This is a genomic window from Enterococcus pseudoavium NBRC 100491, assembly GCF_001544295.1.
Lineage (GTDB): Bacteria > Bacillota > Bacilli > Lactobacillales > Enterococcaceae > Enterococcus_A > Enterococcus_A pseudoavium.
Map to the genome: position 1 here is coordinate 20043 of NZ_BCQF01000019.1, position 15858 is coordinate 35900.

Annotated in this window: 15 protein-coding genes and 1 pseudogene; 1 reads left to right on the top strand and 15 read right to left on the bottom strand. The window is 43.2% G+C overall.

Going from position 1 to position 15858, the window contains the following annotated elements; all coding sequences use genetic code 11:
• Window positions 1-50 precede the first annotated feature (50 nt).
• The 5 genes from EP1_RS09505 to EP1_RS09525 form a co-directional block, all read right to left on the bottom strand.
• Window positions 51-623 (bottom strand): helix-turn-helix domain-containing protein, encoded by a 573-nt coding sequence (locus EP1_RS09505; protein WP_067626888.1) that lies wholly within the window; start codon window positions 621-623, stop codon window positions 51-53.
• Between the two features lie 184 nt (window positions 624-807).
• Window positions 808-2292: a glutamate/gamma-aminobutyrate family transporter YjeM gene (gene yjeM, locus EP1_RS09510; RefSeq protein ID WP_067626816.1), complete on the bottom strand. Its 1485-nt coding sequence runs from the start codon at window positions 2290-2292 to the stop codon at window positions 808-810.
• 626 nt (window positions 2293-2918) lie between these two features.
• A complete protein-coding gene (locus EP1_RS09515; protein WP_067626818.1) occupies window positions 2919-4514 on the bottom strand; it encodes an ABC transporter in 1596 nt (531 codons plus the stop codon).
• Window positions 4507-5265: an ABC transporter ATP-binding protein gene (locus EP1_RS09520; protein ID WP_067626820.1), complete on the bottom strand. Its 759-nt coding sequence runs from the start codon at window positions 5263-5265 to the stop codon at window positions 4507-4509. The genes EP1_RS09515 and EP1_RS09520 overlap by 8 nt, the downstream gene beginning before the upstream one ends.
• Window positions 5266-5378: 113 nt before the next feature.
• Window positions 5379-5942: a TetR/AcrR family transcriptional regulator gene (locus EP1_RS09525; RefSeq protein ID WP_067626822.1), complete on the bottom strand. Its 564-nt coding sequence runs from the start codon at window positions 5940-5942 to the stop codon at window positions 5379-5381.
• A 158-nt stretch (window positions 5943-6100) separates the two neighbouring features.
• Between EP1_RS09525 and EP1_RS09530 the strand changes: the two genes are divergently transcribed.
• Window positions 6101-6955, top strand: coding sequence for an SDR family oxidoreductase (locus EP1_RS09530; protein ID WP_067626824.1), 855 nt, complete (start codon window positions 6101-6103; stop codon window positions 6953-6955).
• 196 nt (window positions 6956-7151) lie between these two features.
• Here the strand turns inward: EP1_RS09530 and EP1_RS09535 are convergent, their stop codons facing one another.
• The 10 genes and pseudogenes from EP1_RS09535 to EP1_RS09580 form a co-directional block, all read right to left on the bottom strand.
• The gene (locus tag EP1_RS09535) at window positions 7152-7352 is read right to left on the bottom strand and encodes a hypothetical protein (RefSeq protein ID WP_067626826.1); all 201 of its coding nucleotides are present in this window, start codon (window positions 7350-7352) and stop codon (window positions 7152-7154) included.
• 113 nt (window positions 7353-7465) lie between these two features.
• Window positions 7466-7855: a prenylated flavin chaperone LpdD gene (gene lpdD / locus EP1_RS09540; RefSeq protein WP_067626828.1), complete on the bottom strand. Its 390-nt coding sequence runs from the start codon at window positions 7853-7855 to the stop codon at window positions 7466-7468.
• On the bottom strand, window positions 7848-8417 hold the full coding sequence (locus EP1_RS09545) for a UbiX family flavin prenyltransferase (protein WP_067626830.1): 570 nt from the start codon (window positions 8415-8417) through the stop codon (window positions 7848-7850). The genes lpdD and EP1_RS09545 overlap by 8 nt, the downstream gene beginning before the upstream one ends.
• 9 nt (window positions 8418-8426) lie before the next feature.
• Window positions 8427-9890 (bottom strand): annotated as a pseudogene (locus EP1_RS09550) (UbiD family decarboxylase).
• A gap of 86 nt (window positions 9891-9976) precedes the next feature.
• The gene (locus EP1_RS09555) at window positions 9977-10858 is read right to left on the bottom strand and encodes a LysR family transcriptional regulator (RefSeq protein ID WP_067626832.1); all 882 of its coding nucleotides are present in this window, start codon (window positions 10856-10858) and stop codon (window positions 9977-9979) included.
• A 67-nt stretch (window positions 10859-10925) separates the two neighbouring features.
• Window positions 10926-11498 (bottom strand): NUDIX hydrolase, encoded by a 573-nt coding sequence (locus tag EP1_RS09560; RefSeq protein WP_067626834.1) that lies wholly within the window; start codon window positions 11496-11498, stop codon window positions 10926-10928.
• A gap of 84 nt (window positions 11499-11582) precedes the next feature.
• Window positions 11583-12434 (bottom strand): AraC family transcriptional regulator, encoded by an 852-nt coding sequence (locus EP1_RS09565; protein WP_067626836.1) that lies wholly within the window; start codon window positions 12432-12434, stop codon window positions 11583-11585.
• A 73-nt stretch (window positions 12435-12507) separates the two neighbouring features.
• On the bottom strand, window positions 12508-13659 hold the full coding sequence (locus EP1_RS09570) for a pyridoxal phosphate-dependent aminotransferase (protein ID WP_067626838.1): 1152 nt from the start codon (window positions 13657-13659) through the stop codon (window positions 12508-12510).
• A 20-nt stretch (window positions 13660-13679) separates the two neighbouring features.
• On the bottom strand, window positions 13680-14402 hold the full coding sequence (locus EP1_RS09575; protein WP_067626840.1) for an amino acid ABC transporter ATP-binding protein: 723 nt from the start codon (window positions 14400-14402) through the stop codon (window positions 13680-13682).
• On the bottom strand, window positions 14395-15846 hold the full coding sequence (locus EP1_RS09580; RefSeq protein ID WP_067626842.1) for an ABC transporter substrate-binding protein/permease: 1452 nt from the start codon (window positions 15844-15846) through the stop codon (window positions 14395-14397). Before EP1_RS09580 ends, EP1_RS09575 begins: the two co-directional genes overlap by 8 nt.
• Between the last annotated feature and the right edge of the window lie 12 nt (window positions 15847-15858).

Here is a 15858-nt window from a genome sequence, read left to right on the forward strand (position 1 = left end):
GCCACCTCTGTCAAAAACAGAGTGGTCTTTTTAAAATTAGTTTTATCTCGTTACAATATCCCACTTACCCACATACTGAGCAATGTAACTACTACGACTAGCGCGGTAAAGGCTAGGACCATCCCCGTTTTAGTGAGTAGGTCTTTCCCAAAGTTTCGTCTATGGCGCTGTTGCTCTACATCCTCGCCTTCCATATAGGCAACGATCTCTTTGTAGGTCTTGATATTTTTTTCTTTTTTGATTTGCTCGATCTTGATTGACGCCCACATTCCGATTGCCCATAAAATAAATGGAATCACTAAGCCTCTGTTGCCAAAAAATTTCCAGGCTGGGCCGAATGATAGCGCTGCTGCACCAATCGTCCCTAACATGATCCAGCTATACTTATCCATCGCATCGTTTTTGATCCTTCTTTTCATCGTTTCCACGTCTCCTTTGACCAGTTCGTCTAAAGTCACGTCAAAAAGTACACTCAGCAATAACAGATTATGGATATCCGGATAGCTCCGTTCGTTCTCCCAATTCGAAATCGTCTGTCGGGAAACATAGATTTTTTCCGCTAATTCCTCTTGGGAAAATCCCGCCTCTTCGCGTAATCGTTTGATCTGTTTGCTTAAATCCATTTCATCCGCTCCTTCATCCTCACCATAAGACAACCCACCGATTCCCACTAGCAAAACTCTTTGTCATCGGCCATTTTTGCCTTGTCAAAAGTCTTTATCAGCCCGAAAAGCCTGTTAAATCAAAGCTTACCTTAATACAAAACAAAAGAAAAGCCCCAGCGAAATTTCGCTGAGGCAGTTTTTATTAAGCTTTTGAACGACGCACATAGTTTTGGTAAAGAATAAAACCAACAACTGTAAAGCCAACTGGACCTGCGATCATCCAAAGTGTATCACGTACGCCAGCACCTTCGATGATCGGTTGGAAGATCGTGAAGACGTTAGCACCTAATACTAATAGGAAGACAACAACACTGATAGCCATTGTCACGCCATGAGATTTGTACACTTCGAAAGGACGATCCAAACCTTCTTTTTTCTTGAATTTAGGGAATGCATAAATCAAGAACAAGTAAGGTAAGGTCATTGACACGTTTGCCATCAAAGTCAAAATGTTATAGAACGCAGATGGATCTGGAGTAGCAAAAGAAGCAATCAAGATAATCGCTACAACGATTGCACATTGTGCCCACATTGCATAGCTTGGCATGCCATTTTCGTTTAGTTCAGTAAATTTCTTAGGCCATAATTTTTTCGGTGTTCCCATGATCAACGTTTTCAGTGGAGAATACGTTAATGTAAAGAAGGCACCACTGTAAGCTAAGAACATACCTAGACCAGTGTAACGAGCAAACCAGTTACCCATACTGATAGCAGCTGCTTGGCTTAGGCCGATGCCTTTACCAAATTCAACCCCTAAGTTGTTCATCATTACGTAAGAAATGTTACCTAAGTTTGTTGTATCGCCTGATAGAACACTTTCCCAGTTAGTACTTACGCCCCATAGGAAGATTCCTAATGCGTAACCAACTGAAATAATCAAGGCAGAAAGAACGACCGCTTTAGGGAACGTTTTTTCTGGATTACGTGTTTTATCAACCATCCCACCAACAGCTTCTAGTCCGCCGTAAGCAAAGATTGCGAATACCGCGAAACCTAACAAACCGATTGGGCTTTGGTAACTAGGATTTGGAGAATTTAAAATGTGGTCGAATGGTTGAGCTAAATGTCCGCCATTGGCAACCAAAATAATACCTGAAATCACGATTAAAACAACGTTTAAACTAGTTACCGCAAGACCACCAAGACTTGTGATCTTAACAATTCCTTTAACCCCTTTGATTGAGACTAAAGTTACGATGATCATCCACACACAGGCTAAAAGACCAACCATTTGAGTGGAGTTTAAACCAAACATTCCTAATTTTTGCGTTTGGTCACTTCCGGCAAAAGCCGTTGTGAAAGGAATCCAAACTTTAGATGAGGTAGAAACCATCCAGACAACGTAAGATGCAAACCACATGAATGTTCCGATAAATGCGAAACGTGGTCCTACGCTGACTTCCAACCATTTGTACATCCCGCTGTTTTCACCTTTGATCGTTGAACCAAATTCAGCCATCATCAGCGCAAATGGGATGAAAAATAGAATCGCAGCTACGACATAAAAGACGATTGAGCCATACCCCATCAAGTAAAAGGCCACTGGTCCATTAGCGAACCCAAATACTGAGGTAAAGATCATCATGACTAAAGCACCAAGCGTCATGCCTTTTTCTGCTTTGGACATTGAAATCACTCCTATTTAATTTTATCTCGGGTTTTTTTTGTCAGTAATTATTCAAAATCTTCAATTAGTTATTCATTGAGCAAGAATTCATTACAAACTAGAAAACCCTAAATGTAACTTTACCTTGAAAAAACACAGAGTGCAAGATGTTCCCCTTTCCAAAATTTTCAGACAATTGTTGCTACTAATTGCTCAATCGCTTCTCATAATCCCTTATCAACAAATGATAAAATAACTATAATCCAACATTTTATCCACATTTTTTCAAAATCGTTTTTTTATCAATTTTGCAAACGACTTGAAATCACTGTTATATCACTCTTCATTTCTCCCTTGTTATAAATAGAAAGCGCTGTCCTTCTATTCGAAATATTTATTTAAAATTAAAAAAATACAGCGATCTTCCGTTGTTAAAACGCAGAAAGCTGCTTCGGCTAGCTTGAAGGCCCATAAAATTAAGAGAATGATTTAAAAATTTTTAGCAAAATGCCATTTTTATTCCATCAATCAACAATTAAAAAGCGTCGATAATTTAATGTTTTAGCCAATTTTACCTTCCATAATTGTTTTATGTAAACTTCTTTTTGTAAAAAAAAAGAATCTCATTGCGAGACTCTTTTGCTTAATTAATCGTTTAATTTGCGCCAGAAATTATTTCGGTTGATAAACAACCATGCACCGGACAAGATTGCTAGCCACAACATGACTCCGCCGTTTAATAAAAGCGGATTGAGATTCATCATCACTCCGATCACATACAACGTAATCAAGAGCACACCGATAAAAAGGGTCCCGAACATCCACAGCATCAAACCATAATTCCCGATGCCGCGGGTGAAAAGCTGACTGACATTGGTCCATGTGACATTCAACAAACGATAATCTCGGCTGAAGAAATGCAAGGACAGCAAATAAGTGCCCCATAAAATTCCCGCCACCAATGAAAACAACAGACTCAAGGGCAAATGCAAGACTAGCGCAATAATAGTCCCGACACCGCCAGCGATCAGCAGTTGAAGCTGACATCCCACCCAAAATTTTTGACGAAGATAGTTTGCTAATGACAACGGCAACGATTGGATAAAGGCGAAGTTCTCGCGATCCAATGAGATAATATTACTGATAAAGGACGTTTGGTTGAGCATAAGACAAGCAAAAACCAGGCCGCAGACGAAAAAGACGCCCATGAATTTTGTTGATAAGCTGGCTAAGTCAACCGGATTAGTCGTCACTAGCGTTCCTAGTAAAACGATCGGCATCACCAAAGAAGAGGTCAAAACTTGCATGATCAAATTCGGATTCTTCAGTAATTGGTGATTATAGCTGGCTAATTGCTTTTTCAAGGATTGATTGTTTTTTCGTTTACGTTTCGTCGCAACCGTTCGCGAGCCCTCATCACTGAATTGTTCATATAAGCTAGGGACTACGAAAAAGCGGAGAGCTAACAAGAACAGGCCGGTTAAAAGCAAGAGCCCTAGCAGTGGCACCAAACCTCTGATGGTCAATAATTCATGCATTACTTGATAGAATGGCAAAAAAATGCGAAAAGCATGGCGATCGACTATCTCGGTCCCATGATCCACTGAATTTTGTGAAAAATTGATGGCTAAAATCCCACCGACTGAAACGACCATCGAAAAGCCTAACATTAAACTAGTAAATAGTTTTTTGTGCTGACGAAAGAGCTTGGTTTTGGTCATCCCAAAAACGATCAAACTACAAAAACTGAACAACAAGCTGAAAAAGATTAAAAATAGTAAAATGGCACCGATCACTGCCAAAATAATTCCATAACCGCTTTTTACGGCGGTCAAAAAGAAGAGAATCAACAGGGGCAATAAAAACGGGACGATCGTCATGCCCACAGCTAGGAATTTGGCAACAAAAACCTCCCCTTGTTTAATTGGTAGCGGCAGATAATCTTGTAAATCTTTGCTCTCGAAAAAGACGTTAAAAATGGCCGATAGTGATTGAGAAAAGCCGATTAAACCAAACAGCGCCATATAATAAGTAAAATAGCCGGGCAATTTTGCAAAATCGATCATCACCATTGCCAGACCATAGATGACTAAGAAAACCACTCCAGACATCAAATATTGCTGGAGGATGCCGCGAATTACTTTTTTACCCTTACGACCTTTTTTACGAATTTGGTTCGTCGCAGAAGGATTGACATACAACATATTTACCGCGATCAAACGTTTTATGATGGCACTATTCATGCTGCTCACCCTCAATCTCGGCTATCAAGTCATCATCCGCTTGACGTCCGGCCATTTTAAGGTAAACACCTTCTAAAGATTCATTAGGATGATCTTGCAGTAAAGCTGTCACCGAGCCGTTGTAAATCAACTCGCCCTGTTTCAAGATCGCCAGCTCATCACACAACTGCTGAGCGGTATCTAGCACGTGGGTCGAAAAAATCACCGTTTTGCCCTTTTCAGCATGACGCTTGATCATTTCCTTGAGGTCAAAGGCCGCCTGCGGATCTAGCCCTTGCAGTGGCTCATCTAAGATCCAAATATCCGGATCAGGCAGTAGCGCGCCAATAATAATCGTTTTTTGCCGCATCCCATGAGAAAAACTTTCTAACGTCTCGTCTTCATGCCCTACTAAATCAAACAATTCAATCAATTCTTGCCGACGTTGCTCTTGCGACTGAAGTTCATAAGCCGCTGAAATCAAATCCCAGTATTCATTCGCAGTCAATTGTAAAAACAGATCGGGAGAATCCGGCACATAAGCAATCTTTTTCTTGATTGCTAAACGATCCGCCTTCAGATTTTTCCCATCAAATAATATTTCACCGCTTGTCGGCTCAAGAATACTGACCAAACTTTTAATCGTTGTCGATTTGCCGGCCCCATTATGTCCTAAAAAGCCAAAAATCGTGCCGGCTTTAATCGTTAAGCTCAAATTATTCAGCGCCTTTTTTTCTCCGTAGACTTTCGTCACACCTATTAACTCGATCATTGCTATCACTCCTTCCCTAAACTATACGAGAAAAGCCCCTTCATGACAATCCATCAGATAAAAAATGTGCCGCCGAGCAGATAGCTTCGTGGGGAGTCCAGTATTGATTAAATTTAGTTAATTGGTGCAAGCTTCGTAATATGATTCGAGAAACGTTCACAAATGAGTGTGGCCATTTGATCCTCGGATTCCACCATTCCCCCCTGACACCAAGTCAGCAGAACATTAAAAATTCCTCCTGCAATAAATTTGATATTGTACTTGCGATATTCTGGTGTGCATTCGATATCACAAATCAAATATTCAGAAAGCTCTTCAAGAAACGCAATCAATTGATCCAGTACTAACTGGGTCAGACCCGCATCAAAGAGTTTCATTAGAAAATCCTTGTGACTTTTCATATGGGAGAAATAGCGTTTGGTCATTTCATAATTGTTAACGTGCTCTCGATCAATCACCTGCACAAAGGCGCGATTGATCGTATCTAAACGCTCCATCAGAACGTCTTCTAAAATTTCATAGTTCCGATAAAAGGCCATCCGCGAAACTCCGGCCTTTTGTGAGACTTCACTGATTGAAATTTTTTTGAACTCCTTTTTATCCATAATGATCAGCAGCGCACCTAAAATCGAGTCTTTGGTCAGCTGCTTTTGATCCAAGTTATACGCATTAGTCATAACAAAATACCCCCTATTGTAACAGCACAGGCAAAACGAATTGAATTTCAAAATTGGCTCCACTATACTACATTCCATCGGGCGTTACAAATGCAACGCCGCAGTCCCCTCGTATTTTTGGTAGAGAGGACGGCTAATTAGAATGGAGGATTTTTAATATGCAAACATGGTTTATTACAGGCGCAACAGGTGGCCTAGCTTCAGAAGTCATTCAAGAATTACTGGAACGGGGAGATCGGGTAGCCGCAACTTCTCGAAAATTGGGTGCCTTAGATTCGTTGAAGGAAAAATATGGTTCTCAATTGTGGCAAACAACGTTGGATTTGACTAATGAAGCTGAGGTAAATGCAGTAGTCGCCCAGGCTTTTTCTGAGCTAGGAACGATTGATGTTTTGCTCAACAATGCCGCCTACGGACTTTATGGCGCCATCGAAGAGATCAGTGAGCAGCAAATGAAAAATGTCTTTGAGATAAATCTATTTGGTTCTTTAAGAACTGCGAAGGCCTTTTTACCCTTCTTTAGAAAACAAGGCCATGGACAAATCATTCAGATTTCAAGCATGGCAGGCCATTACTCGACACCTGCGATGGGCCTGTATAGTGCCTCAAAATGGGCGGTCGAAGCGGCGTTTGAAGCCTTGGCAGAAGAGGTCAAGCCCTTTAATATTCAAACTACCATCGTTGATCCAGGCGGAATCAGAACCAATTTTGTCAGCGGAAACGGTGCTTTCGGTGAACAATTAGAAGTCTATCAGAACACTGAAGTCGGCCAAGTAATCAGCATGATGAAAGGAGAAGTTCCAGGATTAGATATAGCCGCTTTCAAAAAAATGATTGTTGGTGATCCTGCCAAGATGGCGCATCAAATTATCAAACTTACAGAGCAGAAGACGAACCCCTTACGTATCGCGTTAGGCAGTGATTCTTATCAGAAAATCCACGAGAGCCTTGCCAAGCGCTTATCTTCCCTTGAGGCGCAAAAGGAATTGGCTTATTCCACCGACGCTGACTAGATAAGAACTACTCAATGACGAAAAAAGCGCCCGATCCTTTTCACAAAACGGATCTGGTGCTTTTTATTCGTCAATTTCCGCAAAACGCGGAAATTCTTTCAGTTTGTACTTCAACATCAGCTGTTGATTATCCTTTGTCCTTTTCGGCTTTTCGAACGGAATGCTTCAACCAATGAAATCTACTAGATCAAAATACTTAACTGGCCCGCTGCCACTTTTGCTCAATGTGGGAATCAGGCGTCTGACGCTGCTCCAGCTTGATGGCAGTCGCTAAGATTTGTCTTTTTCGTTGCGCTTCAAATTCGTTGATGCGTTCCCAATAACGCGCTTGGGCCTTTTGGTGTCTTCTAACACCGATAAACATAGCGCTAATCAAGATCAATAGAATAAAGATCATCCTTTTCAGCACCTCCTATGCCCTTATTCTACGGTTCTTACGAAAAAACAAATAGGACATATGTCACATATGCGAAAAAACTGCCTAACATCTAGTAGGCAGTTAGTTTTTGCTTATTCATAAAACGGTTCTTTTGCTAACGGATTCTCTGAAAGCCAGCGTTTGAGTGCTTCCGCAAGTTCTGTAGTCATGGAAAACGAAGCCTGAATCTGCTCCTGAGAAATATGATCCACATGCACACCGGCTGTGATGACACAGTTTCCCGGTAATTCTGCCGCAATCTGTTTTAACAACAACTCCGCCAGGACATCATCTTTGTGAAAGCGTCCGTCATGGCTAGGAAAGCGTTGGACTTGCTTTTCCGTCTCCCTTGAAAAGGTAGTCACCGTACCGATATGCGGTGTGTCGCCGCCGAAAAGACACAGGAACAAATCGTTGCCGATCCATTCAGCCTGCAACTTGATCTCATAGTCGGCAAGCTTGCTAGTAAATATTTTACTCATGGTCTTTCCACCGTCCCGAAACGTGGTTTTCGATTCCTAACGCATCCAGCAATTTCATCGACTGATGGGCCACGATCTCGTCGATTGTCTTTGGCTGGCTGTAAAATGCTGGGATCGGCGGGATGATTTGGACACCCAATCGTGCTAGCTTGGTTAGATTTTCTAAATGGATCGCATTCAGCGGTGTTTCCCGCGGAACTAGAATCAACTTGCGCTGTTCCTTCAGAGTCACGTCTGCTGCTCGAGAAATCAGATTGTCACCAAAGCCCAGCGAAATGCCAGCGACTGTTTTCATACTTGCCGGGACAATCACCATGCCATCCGTTAAAAATGAGCCGCTGGCAACTGCCGCGCCTAAATCACGATTACTGTAATGATAATCCAGCAGCCCCTCCAGCTCCTGTAAGCTCAGATCCGACTCCAGCTTCAAGTTTTGTTTGGCCCAATCACTGATGATCCCGTGAGTTTCGATCGTAGGATCAGCCTTCAAACGGTTGATCAAATCAATCGCATAAACAATCCCCGACGCTCCGCTGATTCCTATAACAATACGCTTTTTCATTTGCCTCACCTACTTCAAATATTTTTCCCAATTAGCCACTTCTTTGAATTCCGCCCGAACAAAATCAGCCTTCAAATCAAACGGAACGGTGCCGTCTAAGATCGTTTTGCTGCTCATTCCACGGAAGCGGATCGATTTTGGATCATATTCTGGTCGTTCAGACGGATCGAGTGGATGATTCCGCATACCCGGCAACACGAGAATATCCTGATCACCTTGGAAGCGGGTGTTCAAGGTCCACATCACGTCATTCATATCAAAAATATCGACATCATCATCCACTAAGATGACGGTTTTTAATTCTTTAAAAGCTGACAGGGCCAAGATCGCCGCTTGCCGCTGGATCCCTTCATCCGCTTCCGTTTCCTTGTGGATCTGTAAAATCGACATTAATTTTCCGCCGCCTGCAGGTGGATTATAAACATTGGTGACCTTTCCGGGAATCGCTTTGTCAACTAAATCCAAAATACTGGCTTCAGTCGGAATCCCCGCCATCGACACATGTTCTTCGGAAGGGCCGATCGTTGTCTGCATGATCGGACGGTCTTTGCGATGCGTGATCGCCTTGACTTTCACCACGTTGACTGCCGGATTGGCGTCGCCATTGTAGCCGGGAAATTCCGGCATCGCTTTGCCAGTCTTCGTGTTAATGTCCTCTTGGATCGTTTGATGAGGTAAAATCTCGGCTTCAATAATAAATTCTGAGCGGGCGATCCCGACTTCATCGACTGCCACGCCATCAACTAATTGAACAGGCTCTTGACGCAAGGCACCAGCTACCCATAATTCGTTATAGCCAAGCGGTGTGGTAGGCGGCTCAAAGGTCGTCCCGATGGAAATCGCCGGGTCCAGCCCAATATTGATCGTGATGGGCATCGGTTGATTCAACGCTTCGTATTGCTTTTGAAAATGGCCGATATGGCGACCACCGGGCATGATATACATGCCGATCGTGTCTTTATCTTCTAACACCATCCGATGAATCGTCACATCACTCATGGTTTTATCAGGATCAGAGCCATAAACTACCCCCATTGTGATGTATGGGCCGGCATCATATTCTGTATTGGTCGGTGCCGCTAAAATTTTACGAATATCAAAACCTTCATCACTTGCCAAATGAACGACTTCCTACGCAGGGGCCTCAGCCTTTGAGACTTTCACCGGCTTAACAGGATTTTGCACCGCATCCTTCAGTAATCGTCCTAAATGTTTCGGATCATGATGCAAAATTTTCCCCACGCGCTCACGACTGGCGATAATTCCAATCAAGACGCGCGAAGCGGGAAAGCCTTTGACGTTGTTAAACATCATGGCCGGTCCTTCTTTGGTAGGCCGTTGGACTGTTCCCCCAGCTCCGATATAGCGGTAAACACCGGATAATTCTGCGTGTGGATCAACTGCTACGTCCGTTTCATGGTATTCTCCCGGCATTTCCTTTAGTTCAGCTAGAACTTTTCGCAAATCATACATAAAAAAGCCTCCTTGTATTGTGGTCGATCTCATAAACTAAGCTTAGGCTCATCCATGACACAATACAATTCAGCTTTCACTCTAATTTATTCCATTTTAGAATAGTTCGATTGTAAAAATTTGAAAAATTCTTTTGGCGCAGGTGCATCGGCTGCTTCAGATAGATAGAAATTCAAAAAACTTTCTTTGGTGGGCTCGATTTTTCGAACAACTAATTCCTTTGACAACGAGCTGCCTAATGATTTTTCCATGATCAGGGAGATGCCTAACCCTTCTTCGATCATCCGCAAAATCAAGTCGATCCGCGTTCCTTGATAATTTATTTCAGGAGTGAAGCCCGCCTCACGGCAAAGCTCTTCCACGGAATAATAGGGACTAGCTGGCAACCCCAATAGCAAAAAAATTTCCTCTTCCAGTTCGGTCAGCGGAATCGTTGCCTTTTCCGCTAACGGATGACTCTTAGGCATGACCGCTACAAAGCGATCCTTTTCCGTCCGTATAAAGTTTTTACCCACTTGCTCCTTTAATGAACGAAAGAAATAGATCGTATTCTTTTCAATTTCAAAATCTCCTAGCGCTGTCGCTTCAGATTCCTGCAAATTCAAATGGATCTCAGGATGTTGTTTCAAAAAGGTCGTTAATAACTCAAAGCCCCGATAATTCGGCATCGTCGGGATCGTATGGACAGTCAGGACCCGCTCTTTTTTCTCGCGATATTCGGTCAAGGTCTCTGCCAACGCTTGGTAATCCTGGACGATTCTTTTGATCTTCGGTAATAGCAACCGTCCTTCTTCTGTCAGTTGAATCTGCCGATTGCTGCGGTCAACCAGCGGCACCTGCAGCTCTTTTTCCAGTGCACTGATTTTTTTCGAGACATTTCCCTGCGTCATATAATTCCGTTCGGCCGTTTCCGTATAGTTCAAGGTTTCTGTCAAATCAAGAAACAGCTGTAATTTTTGCTGATCCATCGCCTCACACCCTTTTATGATTTTTCATTCCATTTAGGAATAATATAGAGCAAAATGATTCAGCTTGCTAGGGCTGCTTTTTGAGCAACAAGGCTTTTTTGATCATTTTATGATAATAGGGACGCATTTCTTCTTCTGCGACTGCCTGATCGATAGCTGCAATCTCGATCCATTTCACATCGCTATTCTCATCTTCTTTGACCTGCAGCGCCTGATCTTCCGGTGCCATAAAAAGATAGGTCGTATTGATGTGATAGTGCTCTTTAATAAACTGCCCTCTTTTGTAGTGCTCGTGTACCGGCAAAATATCAAAGGCAAACAGGCCTTCGTGGAGCAGCTGATACTCCGTGATCCCCGTTTCCTCCGCTAATTCCTTTTTAGCCACCCGTAAAAGATCACTGCAGCCATCTGCATGACCACCTGTCCAAGAATAAGATTGATAAATATTGTGGTAAACCATCAGTACCTTGTCATAACTAGGATTAACGACCCAAGCCGAGGAAGAAAAATGATAGTCGGTGTTTGCTCGTGTCAGTAAATGCTCTTGAAATTGCAGCTTGTCTAAAAATAGTTTTTTATCTGCCGCTTCTTCTTCAGTAAATGGTTCATAAGCCTGGATCTCTTCAATCAGTTTCTTCACGATACTGCCCCTCTTCTTATCGATTGCTTTATGTATAGAATATAACAAAGAGGCTGCAGCTTCTAGCCACAACCTCTCAACTTCTTATTTCGCACGGACCGGCAACCAAACTTGGAAATGAGCGTCTGTCGGATTGGCATCTAAATACAATTCAATGTCCGGCAATTCCGCATACTCAAACCCAGAAGTCGGCAGCCATTCCTGAAAAATTTGCCGCTGCAACGCTTGAATCGCTCCTGGCATCGGACCTGTTCCACTAAAGATCGCCCATTTTGCTGCTGGAATCTCATACTGCTGAAAATCTGCCGGAACTTCCTCGCTAGCCACCGCAATCGCATATTCCCAGTTCTCTTCCGTCTCGGCCGTCATTAAACTGATCCCCATCACTCCCGGATTGGCTTGATCCATCAATGGCAACAATTGCTGCAACTGACCACTTGTGCTGACTTCATTCCAAAATTGAGGAATCTCTTTTTGTGCTTTCTCCATGTCTTTGGCTAATTTAAGACTAACTCCGGTTACTTTGAATGCTGCTTTGTCGATTAATTGATATTCCATCGCATTAACACCCTTTACTGTAATTTTGAAGGTCAACATCGGATAGCTAGTCAATTTGACACCGGCTTGCTTAGCGGCTTGTGGCGTGATCTGATGCACACTTTTAAAGACTCGATTAAAAGACGTCGGTGAATCATAGCCATACTTATTGGCCACATCGATTACCTTTTCACCCCGCTGCAAATCAACTCCCGCCAAGCTCATCTTACGACGGCGAATATACTCCCCCAGCGTCACCCCAGCGATATACGAAAACATTCGCTGATAATGATAACTAGAACACTGCGCCAATTGCGCCGCCCGTTCTAGGTCGATCGTAGTTGTCAAATTTTCCTCAACATAAGCAATACTGTTATTAAATTGATCCAACCATTCCATTCATCTTCCTCCTGCTTCTACTATAATAGGACCAGTAAAGAAATACCTCTCAGAACGTGCCGACTTTTGCGAGCTAGAACTCTAGCTGCGCCAATCGATCAAAGGCTTCTGCTAAGACTTCCAATGGCTGGGTGGCAGCCAAGCGAATATAATCGTCGCCCACCGTTTCGCCAAACGCTTTTCCTGGAACGAACAGCACGCCGCTTTGCTCCAAAACTTTTTCCACAAACGTCACTGAATCGAGTCCGCTTTTACTGATATTAATAAAAGCATACATGCTCCCAGCGACCGAAGGCAAGGACAAATAAGGAATTTCCGCTACTCTTTTTTCAATATAAGCTAAACGCTCCTTAAAAATCGCAACTGTTGGCGGGACTAGTTCCTCATAATGCTTCAACGCATAAATCGCCCCCCGCTGTGAAGCCGTCGGTGCAGAATAGGTGATACTCTCATTGATCATCCCAGCGACTTGGTTGATATAATCCGGCGCGATCATGTAACCTAAACGCCAGCCTGTCATGGCAAAGCCCTTTGACACACCGCTAATGGTAATGGTATTTTCTGGCGCAAGGCTAGCCATCGGCACGAATTTCTCCTTAAAAGCAAAGTCTTCATAGATTTCATCAGAAATAATGAATAAATCCTGCTCGATCGCTACTTCCGCGATTTGTTTCAAGGTCGCTTCGGAAAAAACGGCGCCTGTTGGATTATTCGGTGAATTGATGATGATCGCCTTTGTTCGATCCGTGATGGCGGCTTTTAAATCTGCCACAGCTAATTGAAAACCATTTTCCTCATACGTCGGGACAAAAACAGGGGTCCCACCCGATAAAACAACCTGTTCACGATACGGTGAAAAATAAGGTTCATGAATAATCACTTCATCGCCGGGATCAAGCAGTACCTGCATGACTAGATACATCCCATGCAACGCACCGACCGTTGCCCGAACTTGATTGACTTGAAAGCTTAAATCGTATTTTTTTTGATAAAAATCAACGACGGTCTGTAAAAATTCCTTACTACCATCCGGTGCGGTATAATTCGTAGCACCATTTTTCACATCGGTATACGCTGCTTCAATAATTGCCGGATTGGTGATCAAATCGGGATCACCAATCGACAAATCAATAATATTCTCTTTTTCTTTTGCTAAAACGGCAATCTTCATCAGCAAATTTTCTGCCGGCTGCTGGAAGCGTTGCGCGATTTTCTTTTTATCCATCCTGATTCCTCCCCCGCTAATTACAATACTTTGTTCAAGAAATCCTGCGTCCGACTGTTTTGCGGATGATCAAAGAGTTCCTCTGGGGTGCCTTCTTCTTGGATGACACCGTCCGCCATGAAGATCACACGATCCGCCACCTCTTTCGCAAAGCCCATCTCATGCGTCACCACGACCATCGTCATGCCTTTCTTAGCTAAATCCTGCATAACCGCTAAGACTTCTCCTACCATTTCTGGATCAAGTGCCGAAGTTGGTTCGTCAAACAACATTACGTCCGGATTCATCGCCAGCGCACGAGCGATCGCCACCCGCTGCTGCTGCCCACCAGACAGGCTAGAAGGATAGCTGTCGGCTTTTTCCTTCAAACCGACCTGATCTAACAAAGCTAAAGCCTTTTCCTTGGCCCTTGTCGGATCTTCTTTTTTAATTTTCACCGGTGTGATCGTCAAATTTTCTACCACACTCATGTGGGGAAATAGGTTAAAGTTTTGGAATACCATCCCCATCTTTTGACGAATCTGATCGATATTGCTATCAGGAGCCGTGATATTCTGCCCTTCGAAAAAGATCTCTCCAGAAGTCGGCTCTTCTAATAAATTCAAGCAGCGTAAAATCGTACTTTTCCCGCTTCCGGAAGGACCGATGATGACCACCACTTCTCCCTCTTTCACATCAAGATCGATGGATTTTAAAACGGCATTATCGCCAAAACTTTTTGATAGTTGTTTTACATTAATCATTCAGACCCATTCTCCTTTCAACTAATCCCAATAGGCGGGAAATACAGAAGGTTAAGACAAAGTAGATCAGTGAAACCAGCACGTATGGTAAGAACGGCTTGAAGCTGGCCCCTTGGACCACCCCTGTCTGGAAGATCAATTCTGATACCCCGATAACCGAAACGACCGAAGATTCTTTAATGATCGTCACGAATTCATTTCCCAATGCCGGCAAGATATTTTTGATGGCTTGCGGGAACACGATGAAACGCATCGCTTCTTTTTGGTTCATTCCCAATGAACGCGCAGCTTCCATTTGACCTTTGTTGACCGCATTGATCCCTGCCCGCACGATTTCTGCAACATAGGCTGCACTGTTCAACGAGACCGCGATACAACCTGCCAGTAATTTCGACAAGTCTAACCCGATCACCCCTGTTCCGAAATATACGATAAAGATTTGAACCAATAAGGGTGTCCCCCGCACATACTCAATGTAGATAACAGCTAAGGCCTTCAAGATTTTGCTCTTGCTAAGTTTCATTAAGGCTAATAAACTACCGAAAATCAAGCCAAATAGCACACCTACAAAAGCCAGTAGAATCGTATACTTTGCTCCGTCTAAATAGTAGGGCCCATATTTTTGCAAGAAAGATTGTTCTCCTTGGAACATCAGTTCATTGGCATCTTTTTGATAGCCTTTTAGTAAATCCTTGTCATTGATCGTTTTGATCGAAGCGTTGACGTGCTTCTGTAATTCCGGTGTATTTTTCGACATTGCAATCGCCGTCATTTTTTCCCCTTGTTCAAATTTCACAGGGGCCAGTTCTACATTGTCACTTTGTTGAACATAGGCTTCCGCAACCGGCTGCTCCAACACAACGGCTTCAACTTTTTTATTCAATAGATTGTTGATTAAATCGGGAACTTTCTGCAACGATGTTGGTTCCGCTCCAGTCATTTCATTTTTAACTAAATCCTCTTGTGTCGTTTGCTTTTGTGCCCCGACGGCCATTCCTTTAAAATCTGCTGTCGTCTTGAATTTGTCCTCGTCGCCTTTACGAACTAGAACCTTTTGCTGAACGATGAAATACGGATCTGAAAAATCCACTTCCTTCAACCGTTCTTCCGTAATCGCCATACCGGAAATAACCAAATCGATCTTGCCTGTTTTCAAAGCGCCCAATAACGCATCAAAACCAAGTTCTTCAATTTTCAGCTTCACGCCCATGTCCTTCGCAATTTTTTTAGCGATCGACACATCAAAGCCGACGATTTTATCCTTTCCATCCACCTCCGCATGGAACTCATACGGGGCATAATCTGCCGACAAGCCGACGACCAACTCTCCGCTTTGTTGAATCCGTTCGTAGATTGCATCTTGTTCTGCTCCTTGTGCCTTTGCCGGTAAAAAGCTCAACAGCATCAGTAAAACTGTAAGTAATGCGCCAATTTTCTTTTTCATCCATCCCACTCC